This window comes from Flavisolibacter ginsenosidimutans, assembly GCF_007970805.1.
GTDB lineage: Bacteria > Bacteroidota > Bacteroidia > Chitinophagales > Chitinophagaceae > Flavisolibacter > Flavisolibacter ginsenosidimutans.
Map to the genome: position 1 here is coordinate 2,662,013 of NZ_CP042433.1, position 24,760 is coordinate 2,686,772.

Genomic DNA, 24,760 nt, shown 5'->3' on the forward strand with positions numbered 1-24,760 from the left:
AGCCGGCGGGATTTTTTAGGACAAGCAATCGTTCTCTATTCCTTAACAAATTTAGCGGCTGCCGTTTCGCAGTTGCTGCTGCAAATTAGTTTTACCAGGTAAGTTCCCTGCGCAAGCGAAGAAACGTTTACCACAAGACTGTTTGCACCCGCTTCTATCGCAGCCTTTTTCGATTGCACGGTGCGGCCTACTGCGTCCGTTACAACAACGGTAACCAGGTCTTTTTGCGGCGCATCCACAAGCAGGTTTATGTTAGCCGTTGATGGGTTGGGGAACAAGCCGCTTATTGTTAACACAGAGTATTTCACCCCGCTGATCAAAATTGTATTACTGAACTTGAATGCACCGTTTTGATCCATCATGCGTAACCGATAATACTGCTTTGTTCCGCCAACGTTGTTATCGGTGAAAGTGTAAGAACGCTGTGCGGTTGAATTGCCTAAACCATTCACCGTTCCGGCCAAAAGCCAATCCACATTGTTTGCACTTCTTTCTATTTCGTAGCCTTGAACGTTTTGCTCCTGGGCAACTGTCCATTTCAATACATTGTTGTTGCCTTGCCGGTTACCGGAGAAAGAAAGCAGGTTAACCGGAAGCACAACGCCGGTCCTGTTCGCAAACAAATTGGACGTGCCAGTAGGCAAGGTTGCTTCAATCCAACTGACACCGCCGACACTTCCGTTCGCAGTTTGCGAAACCGCACTGGCAGTACCAAGACCCGCCGTAAAATTTGTTTGACAAGCCGACCCGGTTTGCCTTGTGAGGCCAAGCGATGCCAGCGTTGTACCGTCCGCTGCGTTCAGGCTGGCCAGTTCAGCATTCAGGAAGAACAATTGAACGTTTATGTTTCTACCGGTTGAATTGCCGATCATGTAATTGCGGTTCAAATAATACTTGCCCGAATACTGGCGCTGCACAGCGGAAACCGTTGCCGCAAAGGAATAAGAAGACACGGCATCACCCGCATTGTTTTTAACGAGCGCAACGAGTTTGCCTTCCCCATCAACCAAAGGCACAAAACCGGTGTACGTGGTGTTGCTTCCTGCCGATGTTTGAAACGTGGAATTGCATTGGCTGTTGGTGGAAAGCATGTCGCTTGCTAAATTATCAACTGCGATACAGAACGTTCCACTTGCAACAGAAGACGAAGATTTATCCACAGCCACGAAATATGTATTGCCAACAGTGAGTCCCGTTGCGTACAACACCGACATGTTGCCCGAACCCAAGGCACTGCCGCCATTGTCGTCGCAAGACAAGATGGTGAATGTGCTGTAATCAGCAGGATTGGTTGCAGAGAACAAGGCGATCTTCGAATCTGAAAAGGTATTGCCCGCACCAACGTCAGTACTGATACGAACGGCACTGCCACTCGCCACAAACTTAAACCACACCGGGGCCTGACCGGTGCCTGAGCAAGAAGGAAATACCTCCGTAGCGCTTTTTGTAGCGCCGGCATTGGTATAAATAGCACCCGTGCAACCGCCGCCTACCGTCAGGCTGATTGCGCCAGTGGCCTCGTCGTTTGCCGGTATTCCCGGCGTTACGGTAAGTGAAATATCGTCCAGGTTTAAATAAAATTGGTTGGCATCGGAATAAGCATAAAACCCGATGTAATAAACTCCTGATGCCGCCGGCGAAAACGTGATGCTGGCCGTATTTATAGTCCCGTTGCTAATGAACGGATAGTCCTGAAGCAAGGTAGTCATCGCCGCGACGGCCTGGCTGCTCCCTAAATACACTTTCATCTTCTCGGCATTCAGTGTGCTGTTGTTACCGTATTTAAACGTAAGCGTGTACGATGTACCGGCGGTTAAACTTATTCCTCTCGTATAAAACCAGTCGTTGGACGCATTGATAACGTTGTAGCTATACTGTAATGTTTTGCCGCTGAAACCCGTCGGTGCGGTAACCGTAGTCCAAGTACTGCCGTCGCTGTTGACATCTTCTCTGGCCGTACAAGTTGGCAAAGCCGGCAATGTTACGGCATCAAAGTTTTCCAAATACGGCACGCTTACCGGCGAGCATAAAGTGGTAAAGCTGGCTGCCGCCGACCAAACACTTTTGCCGGTGCCGCCACAGTTGCCTCGCACCCAGGCATAATAGGTAGTAGAAGTCGCCAAGCCACTTATGTCGTAGTAAGAATTCGTAATACCCGTGGCGGTCGGGACGGTTGAAGCCGTCGGCGCCGTGTTGGAAGTGCTGTAATAAACTTCATAGTTCAGCGGCAATTGCGCGGGAGCCGACCAATTGATTCGTGCACCGTTGTGCACAATATTGCTAACCGCTTCCATTGTCGGTGTATAACAGCCCGGCGTAGCTTCAATTCCCACCAGGTCAAGGAACATGTTGTCGCCGAATTCGGAATGAAACTTAAAAGCCACCAACACAGCAGGCTGATTGGCGGCACCCGATGGCAAAGTCAAAATCTTTCGGTTCCATTTTGCCGTACCCACGGGCAATGTTGGGTCGTGGCGGGCAAACAAGTTTCCGGCATTGATCCAGGTGGCGCCGTAATCGGTTGAGTATTGCACCTGTATCCCTTCGTTGAGATAGGCTCCCGCGGAAAAGCTTGGGTTGTTTTCGTTGCGCCAGTAAAACTCAACGTCAACGCTGGCAATGCCCGAGGTTGTCACGGGTGCTGATATCAGTCTTTCTTCCGAACCGGCGCCGCCGTTGGTTCCGTCGTACGACTTGTACTGAACGAAATGCGAGTTGACACCCGAAGGGTTGGTAGAAGGATTTGAGCCTTGCGTTACAAAGCTGATTTTGGAGCTGGTTTGCACGGCCACAATTGCGGTGCTCCAACAGGCAGGGATAGAGGACGAATTAAAACTTTGTGCATAGGGCAAGGGGGCAGGATTGCACGCGGTAGTAATATTTCCACTTACCGATGCGGCGTTGCAGCCGTTGGCCTTCAACCGGTAATAATACGTGGTGGTTGCAGCCAACCCCGAAACCGTGTAAGACATAAGCGGTTGAACCGTCGTTGTGTCGCTCACCGTAAAGGGAGAACCGGCAATTGCCTGTGTGAAACTTGCGTTGGTTGCCACTTCCAGGTTATACGACACAGGATTGGCGCCGCCGCCTTTAGAAGACGTCCAGCTTAACCGGAAACTATTTGCAGCAATAACGGGAGCGCTGGGCTGCGATGGAGTAGCAGGACAAGAAACAGCTATACCGGAAAGGGGAGAAACGGTGTTGTAAGCCGGTCCGCCTGTGCAGTTGCTGTTGTTGTATGAAAAGATGCTATACGTATAGCGGGTATTTCCGGAAAGGCTGTTAGCAGTAAAATTTGTAACGCCGCTGCTTTGCACCACCACGCCGTTGCCAAGAGAACTACCGGCGGTATAAACGGTACCGTTTACGGGATTGGTGCTAAGAGCTCCTACGCTTACGGTTATCAAATAACCGGTGGCGCCACCCGCAGCAGGCGCAAAAGAACCGGATTGCGAAGAACTTGAAGGAATTCCGAAGATGAGGAAGGTTGGCTGGTTAGCCGGCGGCGTACAGTTTGCAAACGGTTCCTCTGCAATCGTTTTGTTATACGCAGTATAATTATTTTCCTTCGTTAAATAGTTTATGATCTCAGGTTGAGCTTTTTCATAACCACCGGTAAAGATACTTTCTACCTTCTCTTTATTCGCAATAGCATCAAACAACACAGTATTGAAGGCCGGTAGTTTGCGCAAGACTTTTTCCTGGTCATCATTGGCAGATGTAGAAGCAATAAACGTTGTCTGGGCGTTGATTGAAAGGAACGCGAAAGCGGCCAGCGAGAGGGCGTAGAATTTCTTCATAAGTTAAATAACAGGCGTAATAGAAAGAAAGTATGTTTCCGGTTATTCGAGGATTGCCTTCAGGCGGCTTGGCAAAAGCAGCTTTCGGTGGGGTGCGGAATCATGGCAGGGAACTGGCGAATAAATATAGAGTGAAAAAACGCAGTCAAACGAATTTTTTTTAATCAAATCTTTGCTGCTTAAATAAGGGCGTTCTATTCCAGAAATGAATTGCCACTTGTCTTCGTTGAACAACTATAAAACGAGAAACCCGCACTTCATCTGTGCGGGTTTCCATTTATTTTTTTATTCGCTTATTCTTTTACAAATCTTTCAACAGCACTGATGCCTTCGTTTTCAGAAATGAGCTTGACGACATAAGTACCTGACCGCATGCGGCTCACGTTCACATCAACCGTATTGGCCCCTGCTTCAACTGTTTGTTGTTGCGTTTTAACTGTGCGGCCAAGCGCATCAAATAAGTAAACCGTCACGTTCTCTTTTGCCGGCGCGTTCACCACCAGGTTTAACGTCGCGGCCACTGGATTGGGAAACAAGCCTCCGAGCGAAAGTTGCGAAGTTTTCACGCCGTTCACAATTATGATGTTGCTGAATTTAAACGCGCCGTTTTGATCAACGGTGCGCAAACGGTAATACTGCTTTCCTGCAACAGCGCTGTTGTCAACAAAACTGTACGAACGCTGCGCAGCCGTATTTCCAAGACTGTTTACTTCCCCTACTCTTGTCCAGTTTGTTCCGTCGCCACTGCGGTTTATTTCGTAACGCAACACGTTTTGTTCTTGCGCTACAGTCCAGTTTAAAACCGTAGAAGACGCTTGGCGCTGTCCTGAAAAATTTACCAGGGTCACCGGCAAGGTCGAAGAAGGGCTTTCAATATTTGTTTCGGCATATTGCTTCATGATTGAATTCCACGCAGCCGTTGGGTGAATGTTATCAGGCGCATAACTGGCGTTATCGGAACGGTTGTAGATGGGAGTGTAAAAATCAAGGAAAGAGGTGCCTTTTGCCTGTTGTACACTGCGCAGCGCTGCCAGCCATTGTTGCCCAATAGTGTGCGTCATGAAAGGCCAGATGCTAGGTCCCGTGTCAGGTAAATAATTAAAACAAAGCACAATCTTGGCGGCCGGCCAGCCTCTGGCAATAATGCCGTTTACTGCGTTCGTCGTGGCTGCTGCATAAGCGGCTGGCGTGCCGCCGTTTAAATAATCGTTTACCCAGTAGCTAATAAAAATGTGGCGGTAAGAAGATTGGTATGTTGGAACCTGGTTAACATCGAAGACAGGCCGTCCCGCATTCAGACCGGGGGTCATGGAAGCACCGCTAAGGGCATCGTTTATTTCACTGGTTGGAATATCGTTGCAATACTGCGTTGACCAGCGAGCTGTGTATTGCTGTGTCCCCAGCTCGTTTCCAAAGGTGATGGAATCTCCGAAAAAAATGTCTTGATCGCTGGTGGTTGGTTTAAACGAAAAAAAAGGCAGGAGGAGAAAAAAGAGGAAAAGTTTTTTCATGATTGGTGGCGTTAAATATGAATGATGGATGTAACAAAATATCAATTGGTTTTAACGGGGCAATAGATCTTCTATCGGGTCAAATGCTTACCCAACAAGGTTTTCAAATACGTGATTGACATAGGTTTCTATCCCGGATGCGGGTGGTGGTGCAGCAGACTTTCGGTTGGAGTTCACGTGCAAAAAGCACAACGTTAGATGCGACGGGGACTTCGCAAAATTCAGGCCAGTCATTAGGATATTGTTTAAAAAATTTTCTCGAAAGCAGTTTCGCTGCCTTTGATTAAGGGTGCAACATTAAATCAAACAGTTTTATAGTCAAATGGAAAAGGTCTGAAATTCGATAAGGTCTGCCTATTCCTCGGCGAAGACCGTAAAAATACGATAATCAAAACCGCTAATCAGCCGTATTGTTGTGCAGAAAATGTTTTAATCAATGGGTTTTCTCTCAACCAGCGGTGCAAAAAACAACAGTACTGAGGAAGCCAACACAAGGTAAAGTCCCAGCTTTCTAACCGGACACTCGCCGCCTGCACAAGCCGGGAGCAGCAAAAAATTTCGCAGCGCCCAGGCAACGTTAAAAGCCGCAAACAAAAGCGTCACCCGCTTTGACCAGACTTTGTTGAACAAAACAAAGAGGAGACAAAGTCCTGCCCAGAAAAAATGAAAGTAGGCTGGCTTGCCAAAGGTTGTACCCGTTGTGTCAACGCCGGTAATGGTGATGCCTTTGCTTTCTATCGTCATCCAAGGCATAAAGCAAGCGGCTACCAACAATGCAGCGACCAGCAAGGAAAGAAGTACATTCAAACGCATAGTAAGAAATCAATAAAATGCCGGCAAAGTTAACGGAAGCTATTTCACCCAAACCGAAAAACCCCAGGGTGGAAGCGAAAGCGTTGAAGCTTGCAAAACGGGCGACGAAAACAGCTCGGTCATGGAATCAATAGCTACCGGAAACGCAAATTGTTTTTCTTCGGAAGAAAAATTCAGTGCAACCACAACCTCCTTGTCTCCTTTGCTTCGTTTAAAGACCAAAACTTTCTCACCGGCATCGCTGCGCAAGACTTGCAACGAAGCGTCCACAGCTAAAGCGCTGTTGGATTTTTTCAAGTCAAACAGATTTTTGTAAAAGAGGTGATGGGCACAATCTGGCTGCCAATCAATTGTATCTTTTTCAAAAAATTGAAGACGCTTTTGATTCGGCAATTCCTGTCCACTATAAATCAACGGCAAACCCGGCCACGTACAACTAAACACGGCTAAAGCTTTTGCCAGTTCGCCGTACTTCTCGTATTCCGTTCCGTTCCAACTGTTTTCGTCGTGGTTGGACGTAAACCAGGCTTTGGTGCCCGGCGCATCTTGGTATTGATCCAACACCTGCAAAAGTTCATTGAATGATGCCTGGCCTTTGTAAAAGTGTTCGGCCTTGTGCATCCACCGCCAGGTGTAAGCGGCATCAAATACCTGCATGTATTCAGGATTGTCAAGCGGATCTAACTCACCCAGCCAAAACAGCGGCTTTAACTTTTCCAGTTCCGGTTTTGCCTCCAGCCAAAAATCCAGTTCCACCCAAAAAGCCAGGTCGCAGCGAAAGCCGTCAATACCGGTTTCGGTAATCCAAAACTTCATGGCGCCAATCATGGCTTTGCGCAGCGCCGGATTCTTAAAATCCAGTTCAATGATGTCGTCCATGCCGGAGGCTTTTTTAAAGTCACCGGTATGTTCGTCTTTTTCGTACCAACCGGGATGCTCAACCGTCCACCAGTGATCCCAACCGGTGTGATTGGCCACCCAATCAAGAATCACTTTAAAACCCATTTGGTGTGCTTGGTAAACGAGGGTCTTAAAATCATCCAACGTCCCGAATTCAAGCGCCACCGAAGTATAATCTGAACAGGCATAATAACTGCCCATTGTGCCTTTGCGGTTCTTTTTCGAAATGGGTGTAAGGGGCATGAACCAAAGCGTTTCCACGCCCATATCCTTCAACCGCGGCAAGTGTGCTGCAAAAGCGCTGATCGTTCCTTCGGGTGTGTATTGCCGCAGGTTGACTTCGTAAATGTTGGTGTGCTGAATCCAGTCTTGCATGGTGGTGAAGATAGAGGGATGAATTAATAATTAATAATTAACAATGAACAATTAATAGTCTTCATTATGGAACGAAGCGCAGTTGGTTGTTTGCCATTCTTAATTTTTAATTATTACTTCTTAATTATTTCTTGCCCCTTGCCTGGCCTACTTTTGCAGACAATGAAAAGCTTCGACGTTCCGGTTGTTTATCGCAGTCCGCTCATCAGCGCCGTTAAAAAGGCGCGCAAGGAAGAAGACCGCATGAAGAAAGACTTCTCTCCCACCTTGCTCCATTTTGGTCCGCTGAAAATTTATTTAGCCCGCCATTTTGGTTTTTGCTACGGCGTGGAAAACGCCATTGACATTGCCTTTCGCACGGTAGAAGAAAATCCTGGTAAGCGCATTTTTCTGTTAAGCGAAATGATTCATAACCCGCAGGTGAACGGCGACCTGAAACAAAGCGGCGTAACCTTTTTGCAAGACAACAAAGGCCGTCAACTCATTCCGTTTGAAGAGTTGACGGCTGAAGACATCGTGCTCATTCCAGCCTTCGGCACTACGCTTTCTATCGAACAAAAACTACGCGGCATCGGCATACAAGTAGAAAAGTACAACACCACTTGTCCGTTCGTAGAAAAGGTTTGGAACCGCAGCGAAGCCATTGCAAAAAACAACTACACCATTGTTATTCACGGCAAGCCTTCGCACGAAGAAACAAGGGCCACGTTTTCTCATGCCACCGCTAACGCACCCTCGGTTGTGGTGAAAGACATGCAGCAAACGATTGAACTGGCAAAATACATTTTGGGCGAAAAGCCCGCTGCTGATTTTTACACCGAATTCGGCGGCCAATATTCCGAAGGCTTCAACGTAGAAAAAGATTTGCAACGCATCGGCGTGGTGAACCAAACCACCATGCTTGCTTCCGACACGCAAGCCATCGCCGATTACCTGCGCGAAACGATGATAAAAAAATTCGGGCTCGATGATTCAACCGTCAAGGATCATTTTGCCGATACCCGCGACACTTTGTGCTATGCCACCAATGACAACCAAACCGCTGTCACCGGCATGTTGAATACGCCTGCTGACTTGGCCATTGTTATTGGCGGCTACAATTCTTCCAACACCTCTCACCTTGTTGAATTATGCGAAGAAATCCTGCCCACCTATTTTATCAGCAGCGAAGAAAAAATCTTGTCGCCGCAAACGATACTGCATTACAATTTTCACACGAACGAAGAACTGGTGACGAACGATTATTTGCCTTCCAAAGAACCCGTTTCCATTTTAATTACCAGCGGTGCTTCTTGTCCCGATGCCCTGGTGGAGGCCGTAATTCGCAAGTTGGTTTCCTTTTATCCGCAAAGCAAAACGGTAGAGGACATAACCGAAGCAATCAGCAAATAAAACGTTACGAGTACACGGCAGCATGCCCAAGAGGCAAGCGAAACTTTCTTATTCAAGGCGTCCGCTTCGGGATAGCACAGGACAATTCTTCAACGGCGGAAAGTAGCTTTACCCGTATCGCTAATACCTTGCTGTATGAAGAAATTTGCTGTTCTGTTTTTCTTGTCTATTCTCTGCACCGCAGTTGTTCTTGCATCGCCGCCAAACAAATTCAACCTTTTTGTCGCACCCGGAACGCTAAGCGAAAACACTGTGACTTTGTTGTGGGACAAGCAAAGCGAAAAGAGCAACACGGTTTACGAAGTTTCGCTGAACGGCAAAGCGGTGGCATTCACAAGCAAAACAAATTATACGCTTGCGCAGTTGCAACCTAATACAACGTACACGGTTGGCGTCAGGGTTAAACAAAGCGGAAGCAGCAACGAAAAAGAGAATGTCACACTGCGCTTTAAAACCGCTGCAAAAGGAAAGGTTTACAACATTCTTGACTACGGCGCTAAGGCCGACAGTGCGTTCAAAAACACAAAGGCCATTCAAGCCGCGATTGATGCCTGCACCGACGGCGGAACGGTTTACATTCCAAAAGGCTCCTTTGTTTCCGGTGCGCTTTTTTTGAAAAGCAACATGACGCTTTACATTGAAAAAGACGCCGTGCTCAAAGGCTCAACCGATGTGCAGGATTATCTGCCGATGATCCTGAACCGATTTGAAGGATGGGAGTTAAAAACCTACGCAAGCCTGTTAAACGCCGGCACACTCAACCGGGCAGGAACCTACAACGTAAAGAACCTTCGCATCACCGGCGGCGGAACAATCTCGGGTGGCGGAAAACGCTTGGGCGATGCGATGATTAAAGCCAGCGGCATCAGAAGCCGCGGACGCCTTGTTTGTTTGATGAATTGCCAGAACGTGTGCCTTTCCACTCTCACCGTGACCGAACCGCCCTGCTGGACCGTTCATTACATCTACAGCAACAACGTTACTTGCCATGATTTAAACATCGTTACGAACGGCATTCGTAACGGCGACGGCATTGATCCCGACTCAACAACCGACTCTTATATTTTCAATTGCACCTTCGATACCGGCGACGATTGCATTGCCATTAAATCGGGAAAAAATCCCGAAGGTTTTTTTGTGGCAAAGCCCACGAAAAACGTACGCATCACGGATTGCGATTTTAAAAGAGGGCACGGCATTTCCATCGGCAGCGAAATGTCGGGCGGCGTAAGCGATGTGTTGGTGCAAAATTGCAAGGCCGGTGCGCTGCTTCATGGTATGCAAATCAAAGGCACGAAGGACCGCGGAGGCTACGTAAAAAATGTAACCGTTGCCGATTGCCAGTTGCTGCAAATCACGGTCTTCTCAGCAGTGAATTATAACAACGATGGCGAACCTGCACCCGAAGTGCCCACCTTCGAAAATTTTGTTTTTAAGAACATTGATTTGTCCGGTGCTTCGCTGAAAGAACCGGTGATTGACATAAACGGTTTTAAAGATCCGGCGCACCGCCTGCGCAACGTTAGTTTCACCAATATTCTTCTTCCCGAAAACGCAAAGGTTGTCATCAACGACGCGGAGAACGTAAGTTTTATAAACGTGAAAACAACAAGCGGTGCAAAGCCACAATACACCGCTACAAACAGCAGTGGGATTGTTTACGAAGGCGGCAAGTAAAGTGGCGCATGTGTTGTTTTATGTACTGAGCTGTATTGCTACTATCATCGTCTGTTGCGTCGCACACTTGTGCGTTTGGTAATTCTATTCGGCACGAATGGTAAAAAGTGATTTGCGCCATGACAATAAGAAATTGCGAACATCAAGAGGTTGATTTCCAAGTGGGCAGTTTTTCGGATGATGCAGTTCTACGGCATATATTTACGTGTTGTGCGAAATACGCAGCCCGTTTCATATTCAAACATGCAGGACTATAAACATCTCGACAAAACTGACAAGCAACTTCGCTCATGGTACAATGACAAAGTTCGTGAAGGCAAAATCGGCAATATGGACTTTGATACCTTTCAAAATTGGTATGTTACAAATGCCACCTCTTGCCACTATTGCGGATTGACAGCATCCGAAAGTCAACAAATAGTTAGAAACCGGAAATTGACATCAAAACGTTTTCCTCAAAACGGCAAACACGGACGTGGAACAAGCAGGGGAATGTGGTTAGAAGTTGATAGATACAACCCGAATGGCAAATATGAAATCGGAAATATTGTGCCGAGCTGTTATTTCTGCAACAACGACAAAAGCGATGTTTTTCAAGGTGACGACTATAAGAAATTCATGAACGACAGAATTGGTTTTCTAAAGCAACTGCTGACAGTGCTAATTGCATGTTTTGCTCTCTCCTGTTCTTCAATTGACCCAAACAAATTATCTGAAGACGAAGCAAGGAAACTTATAATCGCAGAATTCCAAAAAGAAAGTCCGAACATGGTTGAAGTCATTGATTTTAAAGAGGCAGATGGAGTAAAACAGGAAATGTTCGGACAAAAGAATACTTAATGAAGTATCATCTAAAAATCAGGTTTTTGCAAAATGCTCACCAACACTTTACGGTTCATCAATCAGTGTTTTTCAAACCTGACAGCTATTTCAAAAAAGGGTGGAGCAAAGGTGATTATCGGCATTATAAGAAAGGCGAGACAATGGAATTTGATAGCCAAAACCTTTTTGAAAAGACCGAGAATGGTTGGAACTACTAATGGACTATAGCTCTCGTTGGCACCCACGCCAACGAGCAAATGAATAAGCAAAAACAAACAAAGTTGAAGTTTGCATCTTGCTCAATAGGATTCCCGAACGTACAAGAGTGCGACGCAACCGACGCTTAATGGATAGACGAACTTCTGGCTTATAATCACTTTCGTTTCTACATCCCGACAATCCTTTTTAATCCTTTCATCCCTGGTCACACAATCAACACCGGTATCTTCAGCTTGTGCCGCACTGCGTCAATCGTTTGGCCATAAAGCCAATCCTTTACGCCTCTGTGCCCGTGAGCACCAATAATTAAAAGATCAGCGCCGGATTCGTTCACCAAACGGGCAATCTCTTTGGTGCGGTAACGAAAGCCCAACACCGTTTCCGCATTCAGGTTCTGCTTTCGGATTTCTTCGGCGTAGGCTTCTAATTTTTCTTTGTCCTTTTGTGTTTCAAAATCATCGCTGTTTTCTTCCAGCATTTGCGCCGATACGCTTTCTACAATGTGAATTAAAATAACGGTTGCGCCTTCGCCGGCCTGCGCCACAGCGTGCGCCAAAATGTTTTCATCACGTTCGCTAAAATCCAGTGCTGCGGCCACTTTTCGGTAATGCGGCAAAGCTGTTGCGCCAAGCGAAGAAGGCTGCTCTTTGTGAACCCTTGCCGACAACCCCGACGGTCTTCGCCGCCACAACGGATAAAAAACGGTAACGGCCAGCAGGCCTACAAACAGCAAGGCAGAAACAAGAATAATCAGCTTCCAAAACACATTGTCACTGGCTGCAAAATACTCGCCGCCTTTTTCGTACAGCATTCGAAGATTGAGGTAAACAAGAACGGCTGTTACGCACCACGACAATACCTGCACAAACGGACCGATGGTAAACTCGCCCATCGTTTTTTTATCGCTTACAAAATGAATGAGCGGCACAATGGCAAAGCCCAATTGCAAACTCAACACCACCTGGCTAAGCACCAATAAATCGTCAATGTTTTCCTCGCCGTTTACAACAATGACAAGCACGGCAGGAATGATGGCAATAACCCTTGTAAGCAATCGCCGCACCCAAGGGTTGATGCGAATACGCAGGTAACCTTCCATCACAATCTGTCCAGCAAGCGTGCCGGTAATGGTGCTGCTTTGTCCGGCAGCAATGAGCGCCACCGCAAACAAAATAGGCGCGATGTGCGTTCCCAAAAAAAAGTTCAGCAACTTGTGTGCTTCTTTAATCTCGGCCACGTCGCTGCGGCCCGCTTTAAAAAACACCGCGGCAGCCAAAATAAGGATGGCCGCGTTCACAAAAAAAGCGGCATTCAACGCTACAACGCTATCAATAAAGTTCAGCTTCAAGGCCCGCTTAATGCCGCTTTTGCTGCGGCTTATTTTTCTTGTTTGCACAAGGGCCGAATGCAAATAAAGATTGTGCGGCATGATGGTGGCACCGATGATTCCCGTTGCAATAAACAAGGCTTGTGTGTTGGGAATGGAAGGCACAAAACCGGTAACCACTTCGCTAAGGTTTGGCTTTGCAAGAATAATTTCAACCAGAAAAGAAATCCCGATGATGGCAATGAGGCAAATGATGAAAGCCTCCATCTTTCTCATGCCAAGCCTTTGCAACAGCAACAATAAAAAGGTATCAAATACGGTGATCAAAACCGCCCACAACAACGGCATGCCCGTGAGCAGTTGAATGCCGATGGCCATGCCCAACACTTCGGCCAAATCGGTAGCGGCAATGGCTACTTCGGCAAGGAGGTACAAAACAAAATTGATAGACTTTGGATAGGTTTCGCGGTTGGCTTGCGCCAGGTCTCTGCCGCGAACAATACCCAATCGTGCCGACAGCATTTGCAGCAGCAAGGCCATCAGGTTGCTCATCAATAAGACCCAAATTAACTTGTAGCCAAACTGGCTGCCGCCCTGCAAATCCGTAGCCCAATTGCCGGGATCCATATAGCCAACGCTTACCAAGTAAGCCGGACCGAAATAGGACAAGATTCGCCGCCACTTGGGCTTGGAAAGATTGGTGGTATCAACGCTTTGGTGCACCTCGCTCAGCGAGGCTTCCGTGGTTAGCCTATTCATACACGACAAAAATGTTTTTTGCGGCCTGTTCGCTTATCGTCACCGTTTTTGTTTTCAGTTTGATTTCGATGGATTGATCAAAAGGAAAATGTTTTTTTACTTCCAGTTTTGTACCAATGGCGATGGCCTTGTGCTTGAGCAGTTCCAACATTTCCGCCGACTGATTGGCCACGCGGCATACCGTGGCGCTTTTGTGTAAAGGCAACAAAGAGAGTGGCAATTGGTTGCGTGCCGTTATTTTTCCTTTGCTGTCGGGAATGGGATCGCCGTGCGGATCGTAAGGCGGAAAGCCGAGAAATTCGTCGAGGCGGTCAATGAGTTTTTTACTGCTCACGTGTTCCAGTTCTTCGGCCAGGCCGTGTACTTCTTCCCAGCTAAAGCCCAGCTTCTGCGAAAGAAAAAATTCCCAGAGCCGGTGACGCCGGATGATGAACAAAGCCGTTTTCTTCCCTTCGGTGCTTAACGAAAAACCGTAATAAGGCGTATAGTTGAGAAGCCCTTTGGCGCTAAGCTTCTTCATCATGTCGGTAACGGATGCGGCCTTGGTGTTGAGTTGCTCCGCTACGGCATTGGTGCTGGCCGTGCCGCCCTTTTCCTGCAGATGGTAGATGGCCTTCAGATAATTTTCTTCGCTGATGGAATAATTCAAGGCTGGCTAATTTAAAATTTAGGCGAATCTAAAAAAAGAAACCGATAAACCGCTGACAGATGACGGCGACTGAATAATTTGAAGTGCGGTTTTCTCTGTCATCTGTGCTCCATAAAGCTGTCATCCCTGATTCATTTTCCAAATTTTGTTTTACTTAGCCTTAAATAGCCGACGATGTTCAGACCGGTATGGATGATTTTTTTGCTGCTCTGCTTTGCAGCTTGCAAGAATGACGACAAGAAGAAAGAAACGCAAACAAAAACCGAAGCGCCGCAAATAGGGCTTGCTTCATTTTTTAAGGAAGGTGCACTTCCCTATCAATTAAGCGACACGGCCTTGCTTCGCAACAGCGATACCGCTTCGCTTCCGGCAAGCATTGTTGCGCCGCTGATTGCCGACAGCATCAAAAAGAAATATTTTGATGAGGACAAAATCCGCTATACGGCGCTGGCACGCTTTGCACAAAAAGGAAAAGACGTTTATTACATCATCAAAGCTTCCGGCGGCGGCAAAAAAGCAGCACTGCTGCTGGTGTTTGATAAGCAGAATAATTTCGGCGCCACTTATCCGCTTCTTTTACCCGATGCCAATCCGAACACGTCGCAAACAGTGGTGATGGATAAGAACTTTACCGTGACCAAGACAACCACCTTGCGCAACGGCGCAGAGGTTACAGGAGAGGGAAAAGAAGTGGTGGCTTACGACGCAGCGTCAAAAGCTTTTAGCCTGATTATGATGGATGCGCTGAACGACAATCCCGCTGTGTTGGTCAATCCCATTGATACCTTTCCAAAAAAGAACAAACTCGCCGGCGATTATTTTTTAAACAAGAAAAATTTAATTGCCGTTCGCGACGGACGCTATCCCACTCAATTGCTTGTTTACATTCATACCGAAAACGAAGCAGGTGATTGCATCGGACAATTAAAAGGCGAATTTATTCTCACAACGTCAACCACCGCAGCGTATCGGCAAGGTGGCGATCCTTGTGTTTTAAACTTAACCTTTAACGGCAATACGGTTTCCATGTCCGAGGAAAGAGGCTGCGGCAATTACCGCGGACTCGACTGTCCGCTCAGCGGAAGCTTCACCCGCAAAAAGGCACAATCGGCGAAACCGCTTTCTTCAAAGACCAAAAGAAGGTAATTGAAGCCCGTGTCGTTACCACACATTAATGAAAATGACTTATTTTGCCCCTTTGTAAAATCTAAAAGAATGAATTTCACATCTTATCAAGTGCCTTATCCTGTGGACAACCGCTACGCAAAACGCGTGGCTTATTTCTCAATGGAATTTGCCATTCACCAGCCCCTGAAAATTTACAGCGGGGGTCTTGGCTTTTTGTCCGGCTCGCACCTGCGCAGCGCCTACGAACTCCGCCAGAATTTAATCGGCATCGGCATTCTGTGGAAATACGGTTATTACGACCAGGCCCGCAATCAGGATCAGTCCCTGCAAGTAACCTGGATGGAAAAAATTTATTCCTTCCTCGAAGACACGGGCATTAAGTTTTCACTCACCATTCACGAACATCCGGTTTGGGTGAAAGTGATGTATCTGCCGCCCACTACGTTTAACTCTGCGCCGCTATTTTTAATGACGACGGACATTCCGGAGAACGACTATATCTCGCAAACCATCACGCACCGTTTGTACGATGCAAACGTTTCAACCAAAGTGGCACAGTTTATTTTGCTAGGCGCCGGCGGTGCAAGGCTGTTGGAAGAAATCGGTTTCGATCCCGAAGTCTATCACCTGAACGAAGCACACGGCGTGTCGGCCGCGTTTTATCTTTATCAGAAGTACGGCAAGGACCGGGAAGAAGTGCGCAAGCGTTTGGTGTTTACCACGCATACACCCGAAGAAGCCGGCAACGAAAAACACGACATTTATCTCTGCGCTAAGATGAGTTATTTCTCGGGCTTAAGCATTGACGAAGTGCGTGAGCTCACCGGCATTACCGACGATCAATTCAATCATTCATTGGCGGCCTTGCGTTTTGCACGCATCGCCAACGGCGTATCAAAATTGCACGGCGAAGTGTCACGCGAAATGTGGGGCAAGTACGAGGACATTTGCCCGATACTTTCCATCACCAACGCACAAAACTGGCGGTACTGGAGCGACAAGGCTTTGTACCAGGCAGGCGAAGAGGCGAATGACGCCAAGTTTGACGACCGCAAAAAATGGATGAAGAAACGTGCCTTTGAAATCGTAGCCGACCAAACCGGCAAATGGTTTGACCCGAACGTGTTTACCATTGTGTGGGCACGGCGTTTTGCGGGTTACAAACGTGCGGGCTTGATTGCATCGGACCGCGAACGTTTTGAAGCCTTGTTGAACAACGCAAAGCATCCCGTGCAAATCATTTGGGCCGGCAAGCCTTACCCGGTTGATTATCCCGCCATTTCCGAATTCAATTATCTGGTAAACCTGAGCAAGTCTTATAAAAACGTGGCAGTGCTTATTGGATACGAGTTGAGTTTATCAAAACGTTTGAAACAAGCAGCCGATTGTTGGTTGAACAATCCGCGTGTGCCGCGTGAAGCATCGGGCACAAGCGGCATGACGGCGGCCATGAACGGCGCGGTAAACTTTAGTACGAACGATGGTTGGATTCCGGAATTTGTGCATCATGGCAACAACGGCTTTGTGGTGCCGCCGGCTGATTACGCGACAATGAACGTGCAGGAACAGGACCAATATGATTTAGACCAGTTGTACAAAATACTGAACGAAGAAATCCTTCCGCTTTACTACGACGAGCCTGATACCTGGCGGCAAGTGGTGAAGAACGGTATGCGTGACGTACAGATAACCTTTAACAGCAACCGCATGGCGGAAGAGTATTACGAGTTGTTGTACAAACGGCCTTACACGCCGCCTACTGCAAAGGAAGTGCTGGTTGAAGACGACATTGCGCATTAAGCATTTTGTTCGATAAATTGATTTAGCAAATGCCGGTAACTGTGCCGGCATTTTTTATTTCAGTAGAGAAATCTTGTGTGGTATTTATTGTTAGTAAGCAAAGGTTTTGTTCAACTTTTGTTTGAGTATCAATCAAAAGTTGAACAAGAAGGTGCGTATATTAGCTGTTATAGGCAACGCATTAGGACGATCATGAAAACACTACCATTACTAACACTAACATTTCTTTTCGGCTGCAATAGCGTTAGCGAACACATTGAACAGCAAGTTGACAGCAATATTGAAACAGCTAAACAGGATATGAATGCCGAAATTGAGAAATCGAAAGAGGAGTTCAGGGAAGCGTATCAGCTTGCGGAAAAAAGCAACAGCGACAAATTCGGGCTGCAAAACCTGCAAACCTTCAAAACAACCTTTACCAGCACTGACAACTACCTCGATAGCCTCAAAACAGAGATGGACGGGTTAAACGACAAGGATGTTCACACGGTAGAACTGGTGAAATCCATTTTTCTTTACAAAGGAGCCGGTGACAGCATCATCAACAAATTGAATCGCACAATTGCAATAGGGAAGGCCGTTGCAAGAACGGAGAAGCAAAAGGTTGCTATAAAGGCAATGAATGATTCTTTGGGAATAGCACCAAACCCAGACCGTTGGAAAGAACAAACCTTTGGCCTAACGGGTCCACTGGGTGCCAGCATGGTACTTTATGGGCTTCGGACCGAGTTGTACGCTATTGGAATGAAAACACTGACAGACTGGTAGTGTTGCCTATAACATAGCGTTTATAAAAGAGTGGCTAAAGTGCTAAATTGAACAACAAAACATTATTCAACGGCAAAGCAAACGTGAATCGGACGAACTTGAAATGCCACTCCTTCGCAAACGCTTTGCACGTTGGCTGCTTCCTTTCATCACCCCTGCACCGGCAACTCAATCGTAAACACGCTTCCCTTTCCCAACGTACTCTCCGGCTTTATCGTTCCATCGTGTGCTTCCACAACTGATTTAACGTAACTTAATCCAAGACCAAAACCTTTTACGTTATGAAGGTTGCCCGTGTGTGCCCGGTAAAATTTTTCGAAGATGCGCTTCACCGTTTCGCGGGTCATGCCGATGCCGTTGTCTTCGATGCGGATGATAAACTTTCGCGGAGCAGATGAAGTAGTGAGCGAAATGTGCGGCGGCACGTTCTCCTTGGAATACTTCACCGCGTTGTCGAGAAGATTGTTGATGATGTTGTTGATGTGCACTTCGTCGCCTTCAATCAAATCGTTTTCGGCGTTCAAGTGAATTTCCATGTCGCCGCCTTTTTCCTGCAGGCGCAGGGCAAAATTGTCCGCCACGTCTTCAATGATTTGGTGCACGTGCAGCGGCCTTTTGTTCAGTTGAATTTCCTGTCGGTCGAGCAGCGCCGATTTTAAAATCGTTTCCACCTGCCGGTTCATGCGCTGGTTTTCTTCTTTAATGATACTGCTGAAATAGGTCAACTTTTCGGGGTTGCCAATCACCTTCGGATTTTTGAGTGCATCCACCGCCAGCGAAATGGTGGCAATCGGCGTTTTAAACTCGTGTGTCATGTTGTTGATGAAATCATTTTTAATGACGTTGAGTTTCTTTTGCCGGATCATGGTGTGCACCGTCAGGTAAAAGGCAGTAACGATGACGAGTGTAAAAAGAATGGCCGCAATGATGCGCGGCTGCAGGTCTTTGAACACCATCTTTTTTATCGGGATCACGATGATTAGAAATTCATCAGCGGTCAGGTTTTCCGCGGCGCTGCCGCTCGGCGGCGTAATGTATTGGATGACGGGAAAATAATTGACCGTGTCCTGCCGCCATTGCTTGAACTCCGGCGACTGCCGTTCAATCGTTCCCAACGCTTCACCCGACAAGGTGGCCAGCGCAAACTGGTAAGGCACGTAATCAAAATTCTGCCGCTTGAAAACCGTGTCTATTTTTTCCTTGATGTCTTCGGCGGTAAGGCGGCTGCCCAGGGTTAAGGGCTTTGTCTGCTCCATCGAAAATTCGTCAAAACCGGGAAAGGGCCGTGCGGTAATGTTGAAGCCCTTGGCCTGCGAAAGTTCCGCCGCCACCACGCCGGTCACTGTTTGCAGCTTTTCGCGTATCTGTTCTTCCTTTGCCACCAGCATGTTGTTGAGCCAGGAGATTTGAATGAAGATGATGCCGATAAGAGAAATGCTTATGAGGACGATGATTATGGGGAAAATTCGTTTCACTGCCGACAAGATTGAAAAAAAATTGTTCCAAACAAAAATAGCGGAAGCACACCGCTTTGCGCGATGGCACAAGTTTGTTATGTTTATTTTTTAACAGCAAGGACCATCGTATGACAGCACCCGCAGCCGGCGTTTTACTCATTGCAGACCCGTTTTTAAAAGACCCCAACTTTATGCGCACGGTGGTGTTTTTAACCGAGCACCGCGACGACGGCACCATTGGCTTTGTGCTCAACCGCAAGTACGAAAACACGCTGGACGAACTGCTGCCCGAAGTGGAAGGCCACAAGCTCCCGGTTTATTACGGCGGGCCTGTGCAAATGAATACGATCCACTTTTTGCATCGCTATCCCGATGAAATTTCCGGCGGCGTGGAAGTGATGAAGGGAATTTACTGGGGCGGCGATTTCGATGCTGTTATAGCGCTTATTAACAGCGGCAAAGCCGATCCGGAAAAGATTCGTTTTTACATTGGTTATTCCGGCTGGAGTTCCGGACAGTTAGAAACCGAGATGGATGAAAAAACCTGGCTCACCGTGGAAGCCGTGCGCAAGCTTGTTTTTCATCCCAACGCCGAAGAAATCTGGCGAGATTCCATCAAACACCTCGGCGGCGAGTACGAGATGATGATCAACTTCCCGATTGATCCGCAATTGAATTAGTCTGAACCACGATTTGGGCGGATTGAAAAGATTTTACCAGAAATGAAAGAGTCGTTCAGAAGTGAACGACTCTTTTTTATAGACATGTTTTGATTTCTTTTTAATCCATTGAACCTACCCAAATCGTGGTTCAGACAATCACGGTTCAAGAATTACCTTCCTGTCTTTGGGATACTTCACGCTATAACCCATCTTTACTTTTTTCTCTTGCCCCGGTTGTAAGGTTATTGTCCACGTAACAAGGCCTGATTCTTCGTTCATGTTTGCCTCCGGTGCGTTCTTGTCCTTCACTTCAATTTCTTTCGTTGCCGATACCGGAAATTGATCCTGCACCGTTACGGAAACCGGCAGTTTCTTTGTGTTCATCGCCGTTATCTCGTATTCTTTTGTTTCGGTGCGGTTGCTGCCAATGAATTTTTTGGAGCTGAACTCCTTCAGCAATTTTCTCGACACTTTAATGCCGTTGTCTTTGCCCAACGAAAGCGAAAGCGTGTCGCCTGCGTTTGATAAATCAATATAAGTTTTGCCCAAGAACGTTCCCTCGTAATAAAGGTTTGATTCGCCCGATTGCAGGTCATAATCCTGCCAATTTAAAATCTTCGCCGTAAGAAAAGCAGCAGGGTCAAGTTTGGGGACGGCAACGTATTCGTACAATGCCGGAACGTCTATCTTTTTAATGGCGATGGTGGTCGTTTTGCCGTCGGTTTCCAGCGTGTATTTTTCATCAATCCTGTAAACAATATTCGTGGGTTGATATTGTGTGTTTACGGTAACGATGTCAATGCCAGGCGTACGGCCTTGCAACGTACTCGCACCGCGAATCATGACTTTCTTTGCAAGCCCATCCTCTACCGCTTCTTTTTTATCACCGTAGCCAACAATCACAACTTCCGACAACGAATTTTGGCTCGGCGTAAGGTTTACAGTGAGATAGCCCGGCTTTGCTTTTATTTCCTTTGAATAATAACCAACCGACGAAACAACGATGGAAGCGTTAGCCGGAAGGTTTTGCAATTTAAAAAAACCGTTCACATCTGTTAGCGTGCCCATGTTGCTTCCTTTCACGCTAATGCTTGCGCTGACAATGGCATTTCCACTTTCGTCCAGCACGCGGCCGCTCACCACGCCGGGCATAAGGGCTTGCGAACGTTGCCAGGCAACGGAAGGATCGTAAAAATTCAGCGCCCACGTTTGCAGAGAGGAAGGCGTTGCGTTGTCGCCCGGATTACCAGTGCTCAATTGCACAGCTACATCTTTCCAGGTTTCGCCGCTGCGCTGAAAAACGTTGGCGTTCATCAATACGTTCAACGGCCTTGTGATATCGGTTACGCGTACATCATACGTTGGATACCAGCCCGCGTCTTTCACCGTGTACAGCAATTCAAACTTTATGTTTTGTGTTTCGCGGCTGCTGATCAAAGCCGTAACGGTGTAGTTTACGCTGTCGCGTTTTTTGCCAACTTCAGAAACTTGTGCATTCACTTTCGCCAGTTCTTTTTGCTGCGCAAGAATTCGTTTTTCAATCTCCATTTGCTTTTGCAGAACTTCTGTTAAGCGGGCACGGTGAAGGTCCAGCGCTTGTTTCAATTCTTCTGTTTTCACGCCGGCCTGCCCACCAATGGCTTCGTTTTTGGTAAGCATGTCTTCTTCTTTTTTAAACACTTGCAGAAGACGAGTGTCGGCGGCAATTTTATCCTGAAGCGAAGCCCGATTGTCAAGCAAGGCCCGTTCGTCGGCTTCCAGTTTTCGCTGGCTGGTAAAATCTTTTACCGCCTGCACCGATAGCAATGTAATGGCCGCATCGGCTTTAAGTTGCAGGCTTTGTTGTTCCAACTGGTTGCTCAACCCGTTAAAAATAATTTCAGTTCTACCCGGTAAAACGGACAGGTTTGCCGTGCGAAGAATTTGTGCGCCGGAAGAAAAAACCGTTACGCCGGAGACGACACTTTCAGCAGTTAATTTCCTGGTTTGTGCAAAACAGGCCGCGTTAACAAAAAAGAACAGGGAAAGAAGGTAAAGTCGCATACGCTGTGTTTTTTTGGTGGATGCAGAACAAGCTTTTGTTGCATAAAAAAAGCTGTTCAAATTGAACAGCTTTTAAAAATATCGAAGAAAACTTTATTCCGCTTCTTTTGCACCTTCTACCAGCACGGTTACTTTGTTGTTCAGCACTTCTACAAAACCGCCCTGAATGTTGTAGCTCGTCGTGTGAGATTGTTTGTCGCGCAACACCTTCACGCGGCCGGCTTTTAAAGCACTTACCAGCGGTGCGTGTTTGTCCAATACTTCAAACGAACCGCTGATGCCCGGCATCTGTATGCCGTACACCTCGCCACTGAAAAGTTTGCGTTCGGGAGTTAATATTTCTAAGATCATAATTCGACAATTTGATAATTCGGCAATTCGACAATGAAAACCAGTTGGCCAATTATCCCTGCGCCTGCGCCATTAACTTCTTCCCTTTTTCAATCGCATCATCAATAGAACCTACGAGGTTGAACGACGCTTCGGGGTATTCGTCCACTTCACCGTCCATGATCATGTTAAAGCCGCGGATGGTTTCTTCAATCGGAACCAACACGCCTTTCAAACCGGTAAAGGCTTCGGCCACGTGGAAGGGCTGCGAAAGAAAGCGCTGCACTTTACGGGCACGGCTTACGGTGAGTTTGTCCTCGTCGCTCAATTCATCCAAACCAAGAATGGCGATGATGTCCTGCAATTCTTTGTAGCGTTGAAGAATAAGTTTCACGCGGTTGGCGGTATTGTAGTGCGCTTCACCAACAACCGATGGCATCAAAATACGCGAAGTAGAATCAAGCGGGTCAACCGCGGGGTAGATACCCAAGTCGGCAATCTTACGGCTCAATACTGTTGTGGCATCAAGGTGCGCAAAGGTCGTCGCCGGCGCGGGGTCAGTTAAGTCATCCGCAGGCACGTAAACGGCTTGTACGGAAGTAATGGAACCGTTTTTTGTAGAAGTAATGCGTTCCTGCATCAAACCCATCTCGGTTGCCAGCGTAGGCTGATAACCCACGGCCGAAGGCATACGTCCTAACAGGGCCGATACTTCAGAACCGGCTTGTGTAAAACGGAAGATGTTGTCAACGAAGAAAAGAATGTCGCGGCCCTTGCCGGTGCCGTCACCATCGCGGTAGTACTCGGCGATGGTCAAACCCGAAAGCGCAACGCGGGCACGGGCTCCGGGAGGCTCGTTCATTTGGCCGAATACAAACGTTGCTTTTGAGTCGGCCAGCTCGTTCATGTTCACTTTGCTCAGGTCCCAGCCGCCTTCTTCCATGCTGTGCTTGAAAGCGTCGCCATAATTCATGATGCCCGCTTCAATCATTTCACGCATCAGGTCATTTCCTTCACGGGTTCTTTCTCCTACTCCGGCAAATACGGACACACCAGCGTAAGCCTTTGCAATATTGTTGATCAATTCCTGGATCAATACAGTTTTTCCTACACCCGCACCACCAAACAAACCAATCTTACCACCTTTGGAATAAGGTTCAATCAGGTCAATTACTTTAATACCGGTGTACAAAACTTCTGTAGCGGTAGAAAGGTTTTCAAATAAGGGCGGTTTGGCGTGAATGGGGCGGCCATTGACTTTTGGAACCGGGGGCAACCCGTCAATTGGGTCACCTGTTACATTAAACAGGCGTCCGCGGATTTGCTCACTCGCCGGCATTGTAATTGGTGAACCGGTATCTACTACGTCCATTCCACGCAGCAAGCCTTCGGTGCCGTCCATGGCAATGGTACGAACGCTGTCTTCGCCTAAGTGCGTTTGCACTTCCAGCACCAGCGTATCGCCGTTCTGTCTCTTTATTTCTAATGCGTTAAAAATTTCGGGAAGGCCACCGTCGAACTGCACGTCCACCACGGCGCCAATAATTTGTTTAACCTTGCCAACTTTTGCCATAAATAGCGTTTATTGAAGTATTGAAAGGGCGGCTGCAAGCAGGCTGCCTCCTGTTTTCAGGCTGCAAAAGTAAGGGGGTGAGGCCATTTTACCAATCGAAATAAAGCAAATTATTGCTGTATATCACAAGCGCAATCCGGCGGCGGCGGACAAAGAACTGCGAGATCGTAAACTGGAATTACAGGCAGGTCAGTTGTGCGGCTCAGGCGCATGCCTTGATTTAATGAAGCGCCGTTTATAAACCCTACCAAAAGCGAAGAAGGCTTTTTGCTCACATCGCTCCAAATCCCGTGAGGTTGCTTTTGGCGAAAACGGTCCTTCTCTGCCTCAGAATTGCCGTCATATTTTACAAAATAAAAGATAAAACTATCGTTGACTGCGGGCTGCTTTTCCATTAGGGAGAGTAGGTCACGGGCAGAAATTTTTACAACCGCGTCGTCCTTGCCGCGGCGGCCGCGCATCTGCAACGCTTCAGCCTTGCCCACCCGCAGGCTTTCGGGCAAGGCAGTACTTGCGATTGACTGCTCGTTTGCAGAACCCGCGTTTTTTGTTGGCACTTTGCCGGCTACTTCGTTACAGCCATACGCGATTGCCAGTACGACAATGATGAAAAGAAAATGTCTCATTTGTTCGTTGATTTAAGCGTTAGTAAATATGAATCCTTTCAGTTAGGACAGACAACATGGCGGGATTGCTTGCTTTCAGAAGGACGGACGGCAAACCGAACAAAACAAAAATCAAACGCGGCATCACCC

The 24,760-nt window shown here is 47.4% G+C and carries 18 protein-coding genes; 7 read left to right on the forward strand and 11 right to left on the reverse strand.

Annotation, left to right across the window (positions count from 1 at the left end; genetic code table 11):
- Nucleotides 1-35 precede the first annotated feature (35 nt).
- From FSB75_RS10845 to FSB75_RS10860, 4 genes are all read right to left on the reverse strand, one after another.
- Nucleotides 36-3,800: a fibronectin type III domain-containing protein gene (locus FSB75_RS10845; RefSeq protein WP_146786932.1), complete on the reverse strand. Its 3,765-nt coding sequence runs from the start codon at nt 3,798-3,800 to the stop codon at nt 36-38.
- A 293-nt stretch (nt 3,801-4,093) separates the two neighbouring features.
- A complete protein-coding gene (locus FSB75_RS10850; RefSeq protein WP_146786935.1) occupies nt 4,094-5,311 on the reverse strand; it encodes a GDSL-type esterase/lipase family protein in 1,218 nt (405 codons plus the stop codon).
- A 429-nt stretch (nt 5,312-5,740) separates the two neighbouring features.
- Entirely contained in the window at nt 5,741-6,124 is a 384-nt protein-coding gene (locus FSB75_RS10855) for a hypothetical protein (RefSeq protein ID WP_146786938.1), read from the reverse strand.
- Between the two features lie 39 nt (nt 6,125-6,163).
- Nucleotides 6,164-7,399, reverse strand: coding sequence for an alpha-amylase family glycosyl hydrolase (locus FSB75_RS10860; RefSeq protein ID WP_146786941.1), 1,236 nt, complete (start codon nt 7,397-7,399; stop codon nt 6,164-6,166).
- A 162-nt stretch (nt 7,400-7,561) separates the two neighbouring features.
- Between FSB75_RS10860 and FSB75_RS10865 the strand changes: the two genes are divergently transcribed.
- The 3 genes from FSB75_RS10865 (at nt 7,562) to FSB75_RS10875 (ending at nt 11,308) form a co-directional block, all read left to right on the forward strand.
- Nucleotides 7,562-8,791, forward strand: a complete 1,230-nt coding sequence (locus FSB75_RS10865) for a 4-hydroxy-3-methylbut-2-enyl diphosphate reductase (protein ID WP_146786945.1) — start codon at nt 7,562-7,564, stop codon at nt 8,789-8,791.
- 135 nt (nt 8,792-8,926) lie between these two features.
- Nucleotides 8,927-10,468, forward strand: a complete 1,542-nt coding sequence (locus tag FSB75_RS10870) for a glycoside hydrolase family 28 protein (protein WP_146786948.1) — start codon at nt 8,927-8,929, stop codon at nt 10,466-10,468.
- 243 nt (nt 10,469-10,711) lie between these two features.
- Nucleotides 10,712-11,308 carry a hypothetical protein gene (locus tag FSB75_RS10875; RefSeq protein ID WP_146786951.1) on the forward strand — a complete coding sequence of 199 codons (597 nt, stop codon included), beginning with the start codon at nt 10,712-10,714 and terminating at the stop codon, nt 11,306-11,308.
- A 406-nt stretch (nt 11,309-11,714) separates the two neighbouring features.
- On the opposite strand, the gene FSB75_RS10880 is transcribed toward FSB75_RS10875, so the two are convergent.
- Nucleotides 11,715-13,595 (reverse strand): Nramp family divalent metal transporter, encoded by a 1,881-nt coding sequence (locus FSB75_RS10880; protein WP_146786954.1) that lies wholly within the window; start codon nt 13,593-13,595, stop codon nt 11,715-11,717.
- Complete coding sequence (locus FSB75_RS10885; RefSeq protein ID WP_146786957.1) at nt 13,588-14,244, reverse strand: metal-dependent transcriptional regulator; 657 nt, start codon at nt 14,242-14,244, stop codon at nt 13,588-13,590. Before FSB75_RS10885 ends, FSB75_RS10880 begins: the two co-directional genes overlap by 8 nt.
- 174 nt (nt 14,245-14,418) lie before the next feature.
- Here FSB75_RS10885 and FSB75_RS10890 point away from each other — a divergent pair, with 174 nt between their 5' ends.
- From FSB75_RS10890 to FSB75_RS10900, 3 genes are all read left to right on the forward strand, one after another.
- Entirely contained in the window at nt 14,419-15,390 is a 972-nt protein-coding gene (locus FSB75_RS10890) for a hypothetical protein (RefSeq protein ID WP_146786960.1), read from the forward strand.
- Between the two features lie 69 nt (nt 15,391-15,459).
- A complete protein-coding gene (gene glgP, locus FSB75_RS10895) occupies nt 15,460-17,172 on the forward strand; it encodes an alpha-glucan family phosphorylase (protein ID WP_146786963.1) in 1,713 nt (570 codons plus the stop codon).
- A 192-nt stretch (nt 17,173-17,364) separates the two neighbouring features.
- Complete coding sequence (locus FSB75_RS10900) at nt 17,365-17,940, forward strand: hypothetical protein (RefSeq protein WP_146786966.1); 576 nt, start codon at nt 17,365-17,367, stop codon at nt 17,938-17,940.
- Nucleotides 17,941-18,089: 149 nt separating this feature from the next.
- Here FSB75_RS10900 and FSB75_RS10905 read toward each other — a convergent pair whose 3' ends face one another.
- Complete coding sequence (locus FSB75_RS10905; protein WP_146786970.1) at nt 18,090-19,415, reverse strand: sensor histidine kinase; 1,326 nt, start codon at nt 19,413-19,415, stop codon at nt 18,090-18,092.
- A gap of 110 nt (nt 19,416-19,525) precedes the next feature.
- Between FSB75_RS10905 and FSB75_RS10910 the strand changes: the two genes are divergently transcribed.
- On the forward strand, nt 19,526-20,077 hold the full coding sequence (locus FSB75_RS10910) for a YqgE/AlgH family protein (protein WP_146786973.1): 552 nt from the start codon (nt 19,526-19,528) through the stop codon (nt 20,075-20,077).
- A 138-nt stretch (nt 20,078-20,215) separates the two neighbouring features.
- Here FSB75_RS10910 and FSB75_RS10915 read toward each other — a convergent pair whose 3' ends face one another.
- The 4 genes from FSB75_RS10915 to FSB75_RS10930 form a co-directional block, all read right to left on the reverse strand.
- On the reverse strand, nt 20,216-22,102 hold the full coding sequence (locus FSB75_RS10915) for a DUF4139 domain-containing protein (protein WP_146786976.1): 1,887 nt from the start codon (nt 22,100-22,102) through the stop codon (nt 20,216-20,218).
- 93 nt (nt 22,103-22,195) lie between these two features.
- Entirely contained in the window at nt 22,196-22,453 is a 258-nt protein-coding gene (atpC, locus tag FSB75_RS10920) for an ATP synthase F1 subunit epsilon (RefSeq protein ID WP_146786979.1), read from the reverse strand.
- A 52-nt stretch (nt 22,454-22,505) separates the two neighbouring features.
- The gene (atpD, locus tag FSB75_RS10925; protein WP_146786983.1) at nt 22,506-24,005 is read right to left on the reverse strand and encodes a F0F1 ATP synthase subunit beta; all 1,500 of its coding nucleotides are present in this window, start codon (nt 24,003-24,005) and stop codon (nt 22,506-22,508) included.
- A 110-nt stretch (nt 24,006-24,115) separates the two neighbouring features.
- On the reverse strand, nt 24,116-24,631 hold the full coding sequence (locus tag FSB75_RS10930) for a hypothetical protein (protein WP_146786987.1): 516 nt from the start codon (nt 24,629-24,631) through the stop codon (nt 24,116-24,118).
- Nucleotides 24,632-24,760: the final 129 nt, after the last annotated feature.